Below are 14628 nucleotides of genomic sequence, written 5' to 3'. Positions count from 1 at the left end.
CTCAGGACAGGGCGCCCGATCGACGACGACAACTCCCTAACAACGGCGGCCAAAGGTCCCCTTCAGTTGCAGGACTTCCAGCTCGATGCGGCGCAAGCCCGATAGGGAGCAGCCCAATGATTCGCGGCTGCGACGATAAACAATCCACATCATGAAAGGAGCGAAGATTATGAATGAGGATAGCAAGCAGCCGGCGACGGGCGGGGCTCACCAGCGCATGGCCGGCGTAGGGACGTCGAACCGTGACTGGTGGCCGAACCAGTTGAACCTCAGGATTCTACACCAGCACTCTTCCAAGAGCAACCCCATGGGCGAGGCGTTCAACTACGCCGAGGAGTTCGAGAAGCTCGACCTGCCGGCCCTGAAGAAGGACCTCTTTGAGCTGATGACCGACTCCCAGGACTGGTGGCCGGCCGATTACGGTCACTACGGCCCCCTCTTCATCCGGATGGCGTGGCACAGCGCAGGCACCTACCGGATGGGCGACGGCCGCGGCGGCGCAGGGTCCGGCTCCCAGCGCCTGGCGCCCCTCAACAGCTGGCCGGACAACGTGAACCTCGACAAGGCGCGCCGGCTCCTCTGGCCGATCAAGCAGAAGTATGGGAGGAAGATCTCCTGGGCCGACCTGATGATCCTCGCCGGAAACTGCGCGTTGGAGTCGATGGGATTCAAGACCTTCGGCTTCGGCGGTGGGCGCGAGGACGTCTGGGAGCCGGAAGAAGACGTCTACTGGGGTTCCGAAGAGGAATGGCTGGCGACGAGCGACAAACCCAAGAGCCGTTATTCCGGCGACCGGGATCTCGAAAACCCCCTCGCTGCCGTCCAGATGGGCCTCATCTACGTCAACCCCGAGGGGCCGGACGGCAACCCGGATCGGGTCGCCTCCGGCCTCGACGTCCGGGAGACCTTTGCCCGGATGGCGATGAACGACGAAGAGACCGTCGCCCTCGTCGCCGGGGGGCACACCTTCGGCAAGTGCCACGGCGCTGGCGATCCCGCGCTCGTCGGTCCGGAACCCGAGGCCGCTCCCATCGAAGACCAGGGGCTCGGCTGGAAGAGCAGCTTCGGCAGCGGCAACGCCGGGGACACGATCAGCAGCGGCCTGGAAGGAGCCTGGAAGCCGAACCCGACCAGATGGGACATGGGCTATCTGAAGGTGATGTTCAAATACGAGTGGGAGCTGGTCAAGAGCCCGGCCGGCGCGCATCAGTGGCTGGCGAAGGACGTAGCCGAGGAGGATATGGTCATCGACGCCCACGACCCCTCGAAGAAGCACCGGCCGATGATGACCACCGCGGATCTATCGCTGCGCTACGACCCGATCTACGAACCGATAGCGCGCCGCTACCTCGAAAATCCCGAGGAGTTCGCCGACGCCTTCGCCCGGGCGTGGTTCAAGCTGACCCACCGCGACATGGGCCCCCGCTCCCGCTATCTCGGTCCGGAGGTCCCGGCGGAGGAGCTGATCTGGCAGGACCCGGTACCCAAAGTCGATCACGAGTTGATCGATGCGGCCGACATAGCAGACCTCAAGGCCAAGATCCTCGCCTCGGGGCTGTCTGTCTCCCAACTGGTCTCCACCGCCTGGGCGTCGGCGTCCACCTTCCGGGGCTCCGACAAGCGCGGCGGGGCGAACGGGGCGCGGATCCGTCTTGCGCCGCAGAAGGACTGGGAGGCGAACGAACCTGCCCGGTTGAAGAAGGTGCTCTCGACCCTCGAGGGGATCCAGACGGAGTTCAACCGTGTTCAGTCGGGCGGCAAGAAGGTCTCCCTCGCCGATCTGATCGTCCTGGGCGGGTGCGCAGCCGTCGAGGAGGCGGCTATGAATGCCGGTCACGATCTGACCGTTCCCTTTTCGCCGGGACGGACGGATGCGTCCCAGGAGATGACCGATACGGTGTCCTTCGCCGTCCTCGAGCCGGTTGCAGACGGCTTTCGAAACTACCTCAAGGCCAGATATGCCGTATCGGCGGAGGAGCTGCTGGTGGACCGGGCCCAGCTTCTGACGCTGACCGCTCCCGAGATGACGGTCCTCGTCGGCGGGATGCGCGTCTTGGGCGCCAACTATGGCCAGACCCAACACGGCGTCTTCACCCGGCGACCGGAGGCCCTGACCAACGACTTCTTCGCGAACCTCCTCGACATGAGGACGGAGTGGAAGGCAGCGGCGGAAGACGATGGGGTCTTCGAGGGTCGGGATCGGGCAACGGGCGAGCTGAAGGGGACCGCAACCCGGGTCGACCTGATCTTCGGCTCCAACTCCCAGCTTCGGGCCATCGCGGAGGTCTACGGATCTGAGGACTCCATGGAGAAGTTCCTCTCCGACTTTGTGGCCGCCTGGAACAAGGTCATGAACCTCGACCGGTTCGACGTTCGCCTGATGGCGGCATAGAGGTCTTAACAGGCTTATTTCGTGGGGAGGAAAAGGTCGGCCGACCATCGGTTCAGGGGACGGTATATCGCCGTCTCCTGAACGGCAACGTCCCAGGGTTTCTCATCCGTGGCGGCCGAAGGCCTGGCCGCCAGCCTGGGTCTGGATAAGCAGGTCTGCAGAAGAAGTCGACGGAAGGATGATCAGAGATCGGGGATTGATGGACATGAGCGAAGACGGATCTCAAGGGTTGAGCGACCGGAAAGGAGAAGAGATGGCTTCGGGACACCATGGATCGGAAGGTGGGGGAGAAGCCCACGTTGGCGGAGGGGATGAACCTCACGATATGGGAGGGCGGGAGGCTCACAGAAGAGGAGGACACCACGGCCGGATGCTTCAGGACTTCAAAAAGAGGTTCTTCGTCTCCATCGCCTTCACCGTCCCGGTCCTGGCCCTCTCCCCCATGATCCAGTCCTTCCTCGGCTTTGAAATCGTATTTCAGGGATCATTTCAACTCCTCTTCGCCCTATCCTCCATAGTCTACTTCTACGGCGGATGGCCCTTCCTGAAGGGCTTTTCAACGGAGCTTCGCGAGAAGAAGCCGGGGATGATGACCCTCATCGCCGTCGCCATATCCGTAGCTTACTTATACAGCTCTGCGGTCGTCTTCGGCCTTGCTGGCAAGTTCTTCTTCTGGGAGCTGGTGACCCTGATCGACATCATGCTCCTGGGCCACTGGGTAGAGATGCGCTCGATCATGGGCGCCTCTCGCGCCCTGGAAGAGCTGGTCAAGATAATGCCCTCTGAGGCCCACCTCATCCGAGACGACGGGGTCGAAGACGTGGGCATCGATCTTCTGAAGCTGGGGGAGAGAGTCATGGTCAAGCCCGGTGAGAAAGTCCCCGTCGACGGGATCGTCCTGGAAGGGAAGAGCAGCGTCAACGAGTCTCTTCTCACCGGCGAGTCGAAGCCCGTCGGAAAGGAGGAGGGGTCCCAGGTCATAGGCGGATCGATTAACGGCGAGGGGTCCCTGATCGTAGAGGTCAGCAAGACCGGGAGAGGTACCTACCTCAGCCAGGTTGTGGATCTCGTCAGCCAGGCCCAGGAGAGCAGGTCTAAGACTCAGGACCTGGCCGACAGGGCTGCCCTTCTCCTGACCCTGATCGCCCTATCGGTGGGGGCCATCACCTTCGCCGCGTGGCTCCATTACGGCCGGGAGTTCGCCTTCGCCATCGAGAGAGCAGTCACCGTGATGGTGATAACCTGCCCTCACGCCCTGGGGCTCGCCATCCCCCTGGTGGTGGCGGTATCAACGTCTCTAGCCGCAAACTCCGGCCTTCTCATAAGGGACAGAGGTTCCTTTGAGAGGGCGAGGGGACTCGAAGCCGTCGTCTTCGACAAGACCGGGACCCTCACCCGGGGAGAATTTGGGGTCACCGAAGTCATCGACCTCGCCGGGGTAGGAGAGGATGAGGTTTTGAGGCTGGCGGCGTCTCTGGAGGCGAAGTCGGAGCATTCCATCGCCAGGGGGGTGGTGAAGAGCGCCGAAGAGGAGGGAATCTCCCCGGATCCGGCCGACGAATTTGAGTCGATGGCCGGAAAGGGCGTTTCGGGGACGGTCGACGGGAGGAGGCTGTTGGTCACAAGCCCTGGATACCTGGAGGAAGAGGGGATACGCCTCGATGATGATCGGGTCCAGGCTGCCAAGGAAGGGGGTAAGACAGTGGTCATCCTCCTGGAGGATGAAAAGCCCATAGGCGCCCTCGCCCTCGGCGACTCTGTGAGGCCGGAGTCGAAGGAGGCGGTCAAGAGGCTGAAGTCGATGGGGATAAGGTGCATCATGCTAACCGGCGACAACAGGTACGTCGCAGAGGAGGTTGCAGGGGAGCTCGGCCTCGACGAGTTCTTCGCTGAGGTCCTTCCCCATCAGAAGGCGGAGAAGATAAGAGAGGTACAGGAGAGATACAGGGTTGCCATGGTCGGCGACGGCGTCAACGACGCTCCCGCCCTGGCCGAGGCCGACGTCGGCATCGCCATCGGCGCCGGAACCGACGTCGCCGTCGAGACGGCGGACATCATCCTCGTCAGAAACGATCCCCGTGACGTAGTCTCGATAATTGGACTCTCGAAGAAGACTTACTCCAAGATGTTCGAAAACCTCATCTGGGCCACGGGGTACAACGCCTTCGCCATACCCCTGGCGGCGGGGGTCCTCTACGGCTATGGGATCCTTCTCAGCCCGGCGGTGGGGGCGGTGCTGATGAGCCTCAGCACCGTCATCGTCGCGGTGAACGCGAAGCTTTTGAAGATGTAGTGAAGGCTCATCTGACCGATGGCTCTGCGACCCGGCAGGACACCAGGCTACATCTCCCCTTCAAACCTCTTCTTCACCAGGGCCGAATGGACGTAGTTTATCATGGTGACGTAATCGAAGACCGGAAGGCCGACGGCCTTCTGGACCGCCCTCCCGTAGGGGGATAGGCAGCTACACTCCAGGAGGAGGGCTGCGATCATCGGCTCTTCGGCCACCATCTCTCTTCCGACAGATACCGTCTCCCTCTCCACCTCCGCGGAGTCGAGGACCCCCGCCTCCTCGAGGACCGCCTCCGAGAAGGCGGCCCGGTCTTCCATCCCCCTTATCACCAAGCGGTCCCCCGGCTCCACCCCCGCTGCCAGAAGGAGGCTCGCGTCGAGGGCCTCTGAATCGGCGGTGATGATCCCCACCTTCCGGCCTGGTCCGATGATGCTGTATATGAAGGGGATCTGCAGGAGGCTGGAGAGGAAGACGGGGATATCGAGGGAGGCGGCGAGCCTCTCCTGGTGGAGGGCGAGAAAACCGCAGTCTCCGGTGACGGCCCTCACCCCCTGACCGGCCAGATCCTCCGCCGCCGCCCGGAGGGGCTCGAAGGCTGTAGGGTCCTTTCCCAGGACCCTTCTTGTAGTGAGACCCTCCACCTTCTGGAACCGTACGGGAAAGTCGTAAGTGGTGGCGTTGGCGACGTCCCCGGGGATGAAGGGGGTGAAGGAGTCGAGGAGGAGGATGCCTATCGCCTCGCCATAGCTGGCCTGGCCCGATCGAGCTCTGTATATCATATTATAACCTCAATCATATAATCATCATCACAATCTCGTCCCACTCACTCCTATCCGCCGTCTCCCCGGCGGAAGCCAGAAGATATTAACGGGGGAGATCGCGGTATTGTGGATCGATGGAGATGGCCGAATTTGCCCTCAGGAAGGCGGTGAGAGGAGACGTTCCCGCCATCGTCCGCCTCTGCAGAGAGACGATCCCGGAAGTCTACGGCCCTATCATCCCCGCCGAGGCCCTCCACCCCTGGGTCGAAGGGGACGCCGTTACGGCCCTCGTCGAGGAGCAGTGGCCGAGGATGACGGTGGCAGTGGCGGCAGGAGGGGCCGGCATCGAGGGAGTCGACGGCGTCGACGAGGGTGACGAGGGCGGCGTGGTGGGGGTGGCGGCGACCTTCGAAGATGCCGTCGACCTCCTCTGGGTCCATCCCCACCGCCACGGCCGGGGGATCGGGACCGCCCTCCTGGACCGGGCGGAGGAGGAGATGAGGGAGGAGGGACACCGAACCGGAAGGCTCTGCTGCTTCACCGAGAACCTCGGGGCGATGAGCTTCTACATGGCCCGGGGCTGGAAGGTGGCGGCCGACGGGGTCAACGAGGAGACGGGGGCGCCCGAGACGAGGATGGTGAAGAGCCTTCTGGATTGATGATCTCATGCCTATCGATATACCTTCGTTCTATCTCTCCAAAAGATCCCCCTTAAGGACCGTCACCGCCTCGCCCCCGATCTTGACCCGCTCGCCGTCCTCGCCGACCCGAACCCTGACGACGCCCCCTCGCTCCGAGGCCTGGTATCCGACGAGTTCATTTTTGCCGAGCTTCCTCGACCAGTGGGGGCCGAGGCAGCAGTGGGCGGAGCCGGTGACCGGGTCCTCGTCGACCCCCAGGGACGGGGCGAAGAACCGGGAGACGAAGTCGTAATCGGGAGAGTCGCACTCCGCCGTCACCATCACCCCCCGGACCGGGATCTTCTTGAGGATGTCGAAGTTCGGCCGCAGCTCCCGGAGGGTCTCCTCACCGTCGAGCTCCACCAGGAGGTCGAACCTGTTGTCGCCGACGTAAGAGAACGGCGCCCCGAGGGCCGCCTCCAGCATCGGTGGCGAGCATTTGACCGGCCTCTCCGGCTCTGCCGGAAAGTCCATCTCGATGAGGCCGCCTCTCTTCTCGGCGGTGAGGGGGCCGCTCTTCGTATCGAACCGCGCCGTCTCTCCGGGAGGGACGATCCCCTCCTCCCAGAGGACGTGGGCGCTGGCCAAGGTGGCGTGGCCGCAGAGTTCGACCTCGGCCTTGGGCGCGAACCATCGCAGGCCGAAGCAGCTCCCGTCCCGGCATCTGCTCCCGTCCGCGTTCCCGCCCCCTGCATCGCCCCCTGGCTCGCCCCCGATTCCGTTCTCGATCCCGTCCTCGCCCCTTCCCCCGCCGTCTCCCGGCGGGGTGAGGAAGGCCGTCTCCGAGAGGTTCATCTCGGCTGCGACCTTCTGCATCCAGCCGTCGTCCCGGGGGCGGTCGAGGAGGCAGACGGCGGCGGGGTTTCCGGAGAAAGGGACCGAGGTGAAGGCGTCCACCTGGATGATCTTGATGGCCATGGAGATTTTATTTTTATATCATCGCCCTTATACCTTTCCCCAGTCCGATGGCCCGGCCGGATAGATCCCAGAAGCCTTTTTTACAGATGAGAGGAGATGGCTCCGCCCATGGAAGAGACCGGGTCCATTCGCATCATCAGGTTCGCCGTGACCATCGCCATCGCCGTCATCCTCGCAAGCGCCATCGGCGAGATGATGGAGCTATCGCCGGTGCTGACCGCCCTTCTCGCCGGCGGGATATGCGTCGGCGCAAACCTCATCTTCATATCCGCCTTCGCCAGGTGGCGGGGTAAGGGGTGAGGGAAGGGCTCGGGCGGCGGCGGAAAGGGATGGGATTTCCGCTGCCGCTCTCGCCGAGGGAGGCGGATAAGTTCGTCTGAGTAATTATGGGCTCATGAACGGGAGCAGATCAGCTTCGGGGATAATTTACCATATCTCGCAGGCCGTCCCTGAAGACCTGAAAGCTCTTCGACCTGTTCTGATCCGGGTCCATATGGGCGGATATGGCCTTTGCCGCCTCGATCTTGGCAAGGCCACCGTGGAAGTACCCTTTTCTCTGAAGCTCTTTCTCCAGCTCCTCCCAGGTTCCGCCCTGGATCGCGTCAGGGTCGCGATACTTTGACCTTGTCTCCAGGCTTCGGGGAATCCTAGAACCGGCATTCCGCAGTAAGGCTATGCAAAATTAAGAATTTATTGCTTGCCAAAATGTGCATAAATTCAAACGTTTAACTTAAATTTTGTTTAAAATAATTTTACTAGAATTTGTCAACACGATATTAACAATTCAGTATATTATAAAAATTTAATAATTATATTCTTAGTCTTTATGAAGCTGGCCTTATTTGATCTCTATACAGAGTCGATTGATATCTATTCTCAAAAAATCGATAGCAGGAAAATTAATGAGCGTTCAAACCGTTAATGCGAAATGCCGGCTAGAATAAGCGAGGTGAAGGGCCTGAAGATCCCCGAAGAACCATGCCTCCAGCTCTTCAATCGATATCCTGTTCAAGACCTGGAAACTGGAGCCGCCTCCGGCGATCTTTCTCGTTATCAAGCCAGCATCTTCTGCCGCCCTCTCCATCTCTGCTTTCAGCTTAGTGCAGTCCTGCCGGTCTTCGTCGACCAGCACCACTATCCTCCAGTCGGCAGGAATCCACCTTCTGTAGCCCTTCAAGAGGCCGGGAAGCTTGGAGAGGAGGTCTTGCTTGCCCTGGAAGACGCGGAACTGTACATCAACGCCTGGCACGATCCTGGGCACCAGATTTCTCAAGGCAGCCTCTGCCGAGGGCTCTTCGACCAGAAACTCGATGTGCATGACAGATCACTCGGCGGCTTTCTCTTCCGTCTCGGTGCTGTCGGAACTGGCGGAACTTCGGGATGATGGTGAGGACTCAAGGAGAGGGTCTCCGATCTCGAAGAAGCCCTCCACCCAGAGGTGGCCGAGCTTCGCCCCCTCCTCCATGAACTCCTTTATCCCCCTCATGTCGGCGGCCCGCTTCGCCCGGGTATAGCCCTTCTCGTCGCGGCTGAGGACCCAGACCTCTTCGGGGAGGAGGCCGTTGACGAAGAAGGGGGAGTGGGTGGTGACCAATAGCTGCGTTCTGCTGGAGGCGTTCCGGCACTCTTCAGCCAGCTCCGGCAGTATCCGGGGATGCAAGTGGTTCTCCGGCTCCTCGATCCCCAGAAGCTGGGGCGGGTCTGGATCGTAAAGGACGGTGAGGTAGGAGAGCATCTTGAGGGTCCCGTCGGAGGCGAACTTTGCCAGGATCGGCTTCTCGAAGGGTGCGTCTTTGATCTCCAGAAGGAGGCGGCCGTCGGGCATGAACTCGGATTCGACCCTCTCCAGCCGGGGCACCCGGCGAGATAGGGTGGCCAGGATCTCCGCCAGCCTTTCGGGGTGCTGCTCTTTCAGGTACTGGATGACGTTGGGGAGGTTATCTCCGGTGGTGGAGAGCCGCTCCTGGGGACCCGCCTCGGCGACGCCCCGGACGCTGTCGGCGGTGAGGTAGGAGACGTGCCAGCCGGTGATGAACCGCCGCAGGGCGCTGACCCTTGGGTGCTTTGCGAACTGACCGAGGGTGTTCACCGCCAGCATCTCGGGGGAGTCGAGCCTCTCCTCGACCCGCTCGTCCTTTTCATCGGGCATCTCCCCGCTGACGACTCGCCCCTCGCCGTTTTTGAAGTCGAGGAACCGGAAGGGCTTGCCCTGCCTCCCGCGCCTCCACTGGAGCCACTCCTCGGCCACCACCGGACCCGTCAGCCCCTCGTCGATGGATAAGTGGTAGGTGATGAGGGGAAGATTGCTCCGCTCCCGGTACTTCAATTCGATCTCGATGGGGCCGGCCGTCCCCCGGGTGCGAAGCTCCTTGAACCGCCCCCTCTTGTCCCAGGCCCGCCGCAGGCCCACCGAGAAGCACTCAGAGAGGAAGGCGAAGACGTCGAAGACCGTGGACTTGCCGCTGCCGTTGGGGCCGAGGAGGGCGGTGAGGGGCGCGAGGGGTTTGAGCTCCAGGTCGCAGAGCGCCCGGTAGTTCTTGATCCTGATCGATTCGATCCGGGGGACGGAATGGCTGGGGCTTTTCAGGTCGGTCATGGGAGGGACTCCGAGGGGTGGTTTTATGGGATATTGGGACAAATAAGTTCCGTGATATTTTTTATCTAGAGTGTTGGAGGCAAACCCAACCGGGAGATGCCAAGGGGCTCATCTAGGTTTAGTTTGACTTGGCGGTTCATACGCCCATCATCTTCGGTCTCTGTCACAATCTACTTCTGCTGACTTCCGCAACCAATTCATCGAATTTTCGCTTAATCAATATAAGTCGCTCTGCACTACCGCTAAAAAGACCTGCCCTCAACGGAGGCCACGTTGAATCCACCCGCTTGGTTGGCACACCATCCCCAGAATCAATATATGTTTGAGTCGAATTTTCGAACTCTAATTGAATCCTATTCATAATACTGGTATCTCTTTGAGAAAGTCTAGATCGATAGCCAAAAAGACCCACTGGAGCCCAAATTTCATCGTCATCATCGTCATATTCGTTACGTAAATCCGCGTGAACTAATGCAGACAAATATTCAAAGCGATCGAAACATTCTTGATAATTAGCATCCTGCGGTAGGATCTCTCGAAGTGGATCTCTAAGTATATCATTCAAATGATTACTAAGTGGTATAAGACTCCTTTCTAATACAGGTAACAATCTTTGAATTTCTGGCCTGTCCATAACCGACCATGGATGTAGGGCAAGAACAATAGGGCATTCTTCAACATGTGTGGGTCTGATTTTGGGAACAGTAAGGAGTGAAGCAAACGTACTATATTTTCCAGCTGCAATCGAAGCCATCCCACCTCCATAGAGCAGAAGAAGGGCGGGATACATTTGTAGTTTATGAAGCGCAGAATTTCGTTTTCTTTCTTCGGGCGGGTTTGCAATTCGATTAAGGCAATTTACCCAAAGATGACTATGAGATTCCTTACCCCAGCGACATCCTGTTATAATCATAGCCAGTAAGGGCTCTGTAATTGATTCATAAAGCCTCACTTGTCTTCTGATCTCATCACCAAAATCGTCTCCGTAGAACCCATCAACAGGGAATTTTTCTCTATCAGATAGTTCTTTATAAACTCTCTCAACTTCCTGATTCATTAGGTCGTGAAGACGAATCTCATAGCGTTCTTCGACAAGGTATTTTTTAACTTGGGCCACTAGCGCCTTTACAGAAAGGGGATGAGGGCTGTTGTACTCTTCCAAGATGAAGACTTTCTCAGACAATTCATCGAAAAATGCATCAGCGCTTTGAATTTGAATAAACTCGCCCTTGCGCAGCTGAATTAGCCTAATAGCGTTACCATCTGGAGGTCTGATATCTGTCCAATAAGTTGTGAACCTGTGGTTCTTGCATCTTTCCAGGGCGGAGCGCAAAGCGGTGTCCCACTCACCCGACCAGCCAGAGACGATTAGACCGAACTCGTCGAAGACGCGATCGAGAAGGTGATTGATATCTTCCTCATAAATAGCCAGCTCTTCGCGGGTATTTCTGATTCGAGTATCCAGATAATCTCCGTTCACTTTGATGATGGTGCAATTAGTGTGTACGAGTGGTAACGCACCTTTAACCGAATCCGCGGTGCTGATGACCGTTGGCTCGATCCCCTCTTCGGCCAGAGCTTTTTCTAGCAGATGATCGAAATTTGTCGTAACAACAACTCGAATATAGCCCCGAGCGACCATCCTTGCTATGGCCTTGTGGGCTGCAGTTGGCAGCTTTTTGCCTTCTTGCCTTTCCACTTCATCGGGCTCAAAATAATTTTTTAAAAGCTGATTTCGCTCGGCTGGAGATTTGGCGATCGTATCAAGCAACTCTGAATAATCCGGATCTTTGCCAAACTTGGCCTTGTACCAGGCTGCTGGATCGGGCTCGCAATCTTCGCGTTCAAGTTTCGCCAGCTTTCTTATAAGATCCAAAACGATCTCCCAGCCCGTCGGGATTTGAGCAGACCGAGAGACGCCCGAACCCAACAGAAGGGCGTAAACGCCCCTGTTGGCCTGGATGGAAAACGCCAGCGAAACCAGGGGATCTATCATGATATCAACTCGGCAAATTACTTACATAAATCAATCGGTATCCTCGCCTACAGCATCTTAGGTGGTCGTGGGTGGGGCACCAGGAAGGAGCCAAAAATATTTCCCGCGCCGCCGGCCACAGCGGCGCAGCATATCTTTTTTTCGCCCCATTACCCCCGCTTCCCTGCCCTCTCCCTCATCGCCCTTACAAATGCCAGGAACGGCGGCGAGGGGCGGCCGGGCCTCGACTTCATCTCGGGGTGGAACTGGGTGGCGAAGAAGAAGGGATGGCCGGGGATCTCGGCGATCTCCATCCGGTTGCTGTTCTTCCCCGAAAAGATCATCCCCTTCTCCTCGATCCTGGGGATGTACTCGGGGTTCACCTCGTAGCGGTGGCGGTGGCGCTCGACGATTCGAAGGGAGCCGTAGATCTCCTCGGCGAGGGACCCCTCCCGGAGGATCGCCTCGTAGTCGCCGAGGCGCATCGTCGCCCCCATATCCTCCACCCCCTCCTGCTCGGGGAGGATGGTGATGACCGGGTGGGGGGTATCGCCAAACTCGGTGGAGCTGGCGGCGGCAAGGCCCAGGACGTGGCAGCAGAACTCGACGACGGCGAGCTGCATCCCAAAACAGATCCCCAGATACGGGACGGCGTTCTCCCGGGCGTATTTTATCGCCGCCATCTTCCCCGCCGTCCCCCGGGCGCCGAAGCCTCCGGGGACGAGGATCCCGTCGAACTCTTCCAGGACCGCCCCGGCCGATCTCTTCTCCAGATCCTCGGCGTCGATCCAGGATATATCGGGCCAGGCCCCGGCCTCGATCCCGGCGTGCTTGAGGGCCTCGCGGATCGAGAGGTATGTGTCCTCCATGTGGGTCGTCCCTTGCGATCCGGCGGTGTACTTTCCGACGATCGCCATCTTGACGGAGTCCCTGACGGCGACCATCTTCTCGATCAGCTCCACCCAGTCGGTCCTGTGCTCCTGGGGGTAGAGCCGGAGCATCTTCATCAGGTAGAGGGGCGTCCTCTGCTCGTCGAGGAGGAGTGGGACCTTGTAGACGTCGTCGACGTCGTGGTTTGAGACGACCCCCTCGACGGGGACGTCGCAGAATAGGGAGATCTTCGACTTCGTCTCGTCCCGGAGGGGCTTTGTGCACCGGACGGCGACGATGTCGGGCTGAAGGCCCAGGGCCCTCATCTCCTTGACGCTGTGCTGGGTCGGCTTCGTCTTCTGCTCGCCGTCCGTCGTCGTCGGGGCGAGGGTGACGTGGACGAAGGCGATGTTGCCCATCTCTTCGTTTCGAAGCTGCCTCATAGCCTCCAGGAAGGGCATCCCCTCGATGTCGCCGACGGTCCCGCCGACCTCGATGACGCAGACGTCGCAGCCGCTCTCCCGCGCCACCGTCCGGATCCTCTCCTTGATCTCGTTGGTGACATGGGGGATGATCTGGACCGTTTTGCCCAGATACTCGCCGCGCCTCTCCTTCTCGATGACGCTCTTGTAGACCTTCCCGGTGGTGATGTTGTGGTCTCGGGTCAGCTCCACGTCCAAAAATCGCTCGTAGTTTCCGAGGTCCAGGTCCACCTCCCCCCCGTCCTTGAGGACGAAGACCTCGCCGTGCTGGAAGGGGCTCATCAGCCCCGCGTCGATGTTTATGTAGGGGTCGATCTTGATGGCCGTCACCTTGTAGCCCTGCTCCATCAACATCCGACCGATGGAGGCGGCGGTGATCCCCTTGCCCAGGCCGCTCATCACCCCGCCCGTAACGACGATGTATCTTGCGCTTATCACGTATCCGGGAAGGGTTTTCGTCCCTACATAAGAGTGACGATCAGAATAAAAGGGAATTTGGAGAGATCTTTTAAACGGGGATCTGAAAAGGGGGAGGATTCTGGCTACTGAAGAGACGGCTCCCATGGACGGCTGATGCGACGGACGCGGAGGACCTCCGGACCGCCTAGCGGGCCATCTCCTCCCGCAGCTCCGGCGGGAGCATATTCGGTATCCCGTCCTCGATGGGGTAGGACTCGCCGCAACCCTTGCAGCAGAGCTTCCCCTTCAGGATCTCCCCGTCCTTCTCCTCGAATACTTCGAGGTCCAGATCTCCCTTGCACATCGGGCATGCCAGAATCTCCATCAGATCGCGCTTCATGCTATTATCACCATATTGATCCGTTAAAAAAGTTGGCTCAGAGGAAGAGGAGCCTTCGGGCGTTCTGCGAGAGTATCATCCTCTTCTCCCGGGCCGGAAGGTCCATCCCCTCGACGAACTCGATCTCCTCCGCCTGGTCGGTCCAGGGGTAGTCGGTCCCGAATAAGACCCGGTCGGCTCCGATCTCCCTTATCAGATCGCCCGCCTCCTCTGAGGAGAGGCTCGGCGAGATGTAGGCGGTGTCGAAGTAGACGTTCTCCTCAGCCGGGATGAGGTACTCCCGGACGGCCGACCACATCTCCCATCCGCCCAGGTGTGCGAGGACGACGACGAGGTCAGGGTGGCGCTTCGCCATCCGGGCGAACCGGTCGGGGGTCCCGAAGAACTCCGGAAGGTCCTCGGGGACTTTGCCGGCGTGGAGGAGGAGGAGCATCCCCCGCTCGGCTACGCCATCGTAGAGCCGGTCGCACCTCGGGTCGTCGGGATAGAATCTCTGCATGAAGGGGACAGCCTTCACCCCCTGGACGCCGGAGGCCAGGAGCCGGTCGAGCTCCTCCTCGAGGTCTTCTTGAAAGGGGTGGATGGAGCCGAAGGGGATGAGGCCGTCTCCGTTCCCCGCGGCAGCGATGAAGAAGTCGTTGGTTGGCCCCACGTGCCTGGGGAGGGGAGCGAGGGGGAGGATGACCGACCTTTCGACGCCTGCTTTCGCCATCGATTCCTTGAGGTCTGAGACGGTCCCCAGCCCCGGCACCCGAACCCCCATCCTCCTCTTGACGGAGGATATCGCCTTGGGCGCCATATCGTCGGTGTAGATGTGAGCGTGAAAGTCGATGACCACAGCCTGAGGACCGCTCAAAAATAT

General features: G+C 59.7%; 13 protein-coding genes. 4 read left to right on the top strand and 9 right to left on the bottom strand.

The annotated features are described in order from the left end of the window. Nucleotides 1–169 precede the first annotated feature (169 nt). Both katG and P0O24_RS04940 read left to right on the top strand, forming a co-directional pair. Complete coding sequence (gene katG, locus P0O24_RS04945; protein ID WP_316968629.1) at nucleotides 170–2392, top strand: catalase/peroxidase HPI; 2223 nt, start codon at nucleotides 170–172, stop codon at nucleotides 2390–2392. A 199-nt stretch (nucleotides 2393–2591) separates the two neighbouring features. Beyond that, nucleotides 2592–4685: a copper-translocating P-type ATPase gene (locus P0O24_RS04940; protein WP_316968628.1), complete on the top strand. Its 2094-nt coding sequence runs from the start codon at nucleotides 2592–2594 to the stop codon at nucleotides 4683–4685. Between the two features lie 47 nt (nucleotides 4686–4732). On the opposite strand, the gene P0O24_RS04935 is transcribed toward P0O24_RS04940, so the two are convergent. Then, nucleotides 4733–5464: an aspartate/glutamate racemase family protein gene (locus P0O24_RS04935; RefSeq protein ID WP_316968627.1), complete on the bottom strand. Its 732-nt coding sequence runs from the start codon at nucleotides 5462–5464 to the stop codon at nucleotides 4733–4735. Between the two features lie 116 nt (nucleotides 5465–5580). Here P0O24_RS04935 and P0O24_RS04930 point away from each other — a divergent pair, with 116 nt between their 5' ends. Next, nucleotides 5581–6105: a GNAT family N-acetyltransferase gene (locus P0O24_RS04930; RefSeq protein ID WP_316968626.1), complete on the top strand. Its 525-nt coding sequence runs from the start codon at nucleotides 5581–5583 to the stop codon at nucleotides 6103–6105. Between the two features lie 30 nt (nucleotides 6106–6135). Here P0O24_RS04930 and P0O24_RS04925 read toward each other — a convergent pair whose 3' ends face one another. Further along, nucleotides 6136–7044: a PhzF family phenazine biosynthesis protein gene (locus tag P0O24_RS04925; protein ID WP_316968625.1), complete on the bottom strand. Its 909-nt coding sequence runs from the start codon at nucleotides 7042–7044 to the stop codon at nucleotides 6136–6138. Nucleotides 7045–7152: 108 nt separating this feature from the next. Here P0O24_RS04925 and P0O24_RS04920 point away from each other — a divergent pair, with 108 nt between their 5' ends. Next, the gene (locus tag P0O24_RS04920; RefSeq protein ID WP_316968624.1) at nucleotides 7153–7344 is read left to right on the top strand and encodes a hypothetical protein; all 192 of its coding nucleotides are present in this window, start codon (nucleotides 7153–7155) and stop codon (nucleotides 7342–7344) included. A gap of 109 nt (nucleotides 7345–7453) precedes the next feature. On the opposite strand, the gene P0O24_RS12515 is transcribed toward P0O24_RS04920, so the two are convergent. The 7 genes from P0O24_RS12515 to P0O24_RS04890 form a co-directional block, all read right to left on the bottom strand. Beyond that, the gene (locus P0O24_RS12515; RefSeq protein ID WP_394356700.1) at nucleotides 7454–7711 is read right to left on the bottom strand and encodes a DUF4276 family protein; all 258 of its coding nucleotides are present in this window, start codon (nucleotides 7709–7711) and stop codon (nucleotides 7454–7456) included. Between the two features lie 243 nt (nucleotides 7712–7954). Then, nucleotides 7955–8362 (bottom strand): DUF4276 family protein, encoded by a 408-nt coding sequence (locus tag P0O24_RS04915; RefSeq protein WP_316968623.1) that lies wholly within the window; start codon nucleotides 8360–8362, stop codon nucleotides 7955–7957. A gap of 6 nt (nucleotides 8363–8368) precedes the next feature. Next, the gene (locus P0O24_RS04910) at nucleotides 8369–9640 is read right to left on the bottom strand and encodes an AAA family ATPase (RefSeq protein ID WP_316968622.1); all 1272 of its coding nucleotides are present in this window, start codon (nucleotides 9638–9640) and stop codon (nucleotides 8369–8371) included. Nucleotides 9641–9803: 163 nt separating this feature from the next. Further along, nucleotides 9804–11636, bottom strand: coding sequence for an SIR2 family protein (locus tag P0O24_RS04905; RefSeq protein WP_316968621.1), 1833 nt, complete (start codon nucleotides 11634–11636; stop codon nucleotides 9804–9806). Between the two features lie 149 nt (nucleotides 11637–11785). Beyond that, complete coding sequence (pyrG, locus tag P0O24_RS04900; protein WP_394356699.1) at nucleotides 11786–13366, bottom strand: glutamine hydrolyzing CTP synthase; 1581 nt, start codon at nucleotides 13364–13366, stop codon at nucleotides 11786–11788. Nucleotides 13367–13571: 205 nt separating this feature from the next. Continuing rightward, nucleotides 13572–13766 carry a methytransferase partner Trm112 gene (locus P0O24_RS04895; protein WP_316968619.1) on the bottom strand — a complete coding sequence of 65 codons (195 nt, stop codon included), beginning with the start codon at nucleotides 13764–13766 and terminating at the stop codon, nucleotides 13572–13574. A gap of 37 nt (nucleotides 13767–13803) precedes the next feature. After that, complete coding sequence (locus P0O24_RS04890; protein WP_316968618.1) at nucleotides 13804–14622, bottom strand: amidohydrolase family protein; 819 nt, start codon at nucleotides 14620–14622, stop codon at nucleotides 13804–13806. Between the last annotated feature and the right edge of the window lie 6 nt (nucleotides 14623–14628).

This window comes from Candidatus Methanocrinis alkalitolerans (genome assembly GCF_029167205.1).
GTDB lineage: Archaea > Halobacteriota > Methanosarcinia > Methanotrichales > Methanotrichaceae > Methanocrinis > Methanocrinis alkalitolerans.
The sequence above is the reverse complement of the archived record's forward strand: the minus strand, read 5'-3'. Positions and strand labels throughout refer to the sequence as shown.

What these genes read in the sequence shown, in the direction of transcription:
- P0O24_RS04935 (WP_316968627.1), bottom strand. Translation starts at nt 5,464, where the DNA reads ATGATATACAGAGCTCGATCGGGCCAGGCCAGCTATGGCGAGGCGATA.
- P0O24_RS04915 (WP_316968623.1), bottom strand. Translation starts at nt 8,362, where the DNA reads ATGCACATCGAGTTTCTGGTCGAAGAGCCCTCGGCAGAGGCTGCCTTG.
- P0O24_RS04940 (WP_316968628.1), top strand. Translation starts at nt 2,592, where the DNA reads ATGGACATGAGCGAAGACGGATCTCAAGGGTTGAGCGACCGGAAAGGA.
- P0O24_RS04910 (WP_316968622.1), bottom strand. Translation starts at nt 9,640, where the DNA reads ATGACCGACCTGAAAAGCCCCAGCCATTCCGTCCCCCGGATCGAATCG.
- P0O24_RS04930 (WP_316968626.1), top strand. Translation starts at nt 5,581, where the DNA reads ATGGAGATGGCCGAATTTGCCCTCAGGAAGGCGGTGAGAGGAGACGTT.
- P0O24_RS04920 (WP_316968624.1), top strand. Translation starts at nt 7,153, where the DNA reads ATGGAAGAGACCGGGTCCATTCGCATCATCAGGTTCGCCGTGACCATC.
- P0O24_RS04925 (WP_316968625.1), bottom strand. Translation starts at nt 7,044, where the DNA reads ATGGCCATCAAGATCATCCAGGTGGACGCCTTCACCTCGGTCCCTTTC.
- pyrG (WP_394356699.1), bottom strand. Translation starts at nt 13,366, where the DNA reads ATGAGCGGCCTGGGCAAGGGGATCACCGCCGCCTCCATCGGTCGGATG.
- katG (WP_316968629.1), top strand. Translation starts at nt 170, where the DNA reads ATGAATGAGGATAGCAAGCAGCCGGCGACGGGCGGGGCTCACCAGCGC.
- P0O24_RS04895 (WP_316968619.1), bottom strand. Translation starts at nt 13,766, where the DNA reads ATGAAGCGCGATCTGATGGAGATTCTGGCATGCCCGATGTGCAAGGGA.
- P0O24_RS04905 (WP_316968621.1), bottom strand. Translation starts at nt 11,636, where the DNA reads ATGATAGATCCCCTGGTTTCGCTGGCGTTTTCCATCCAGGCCAACAGG.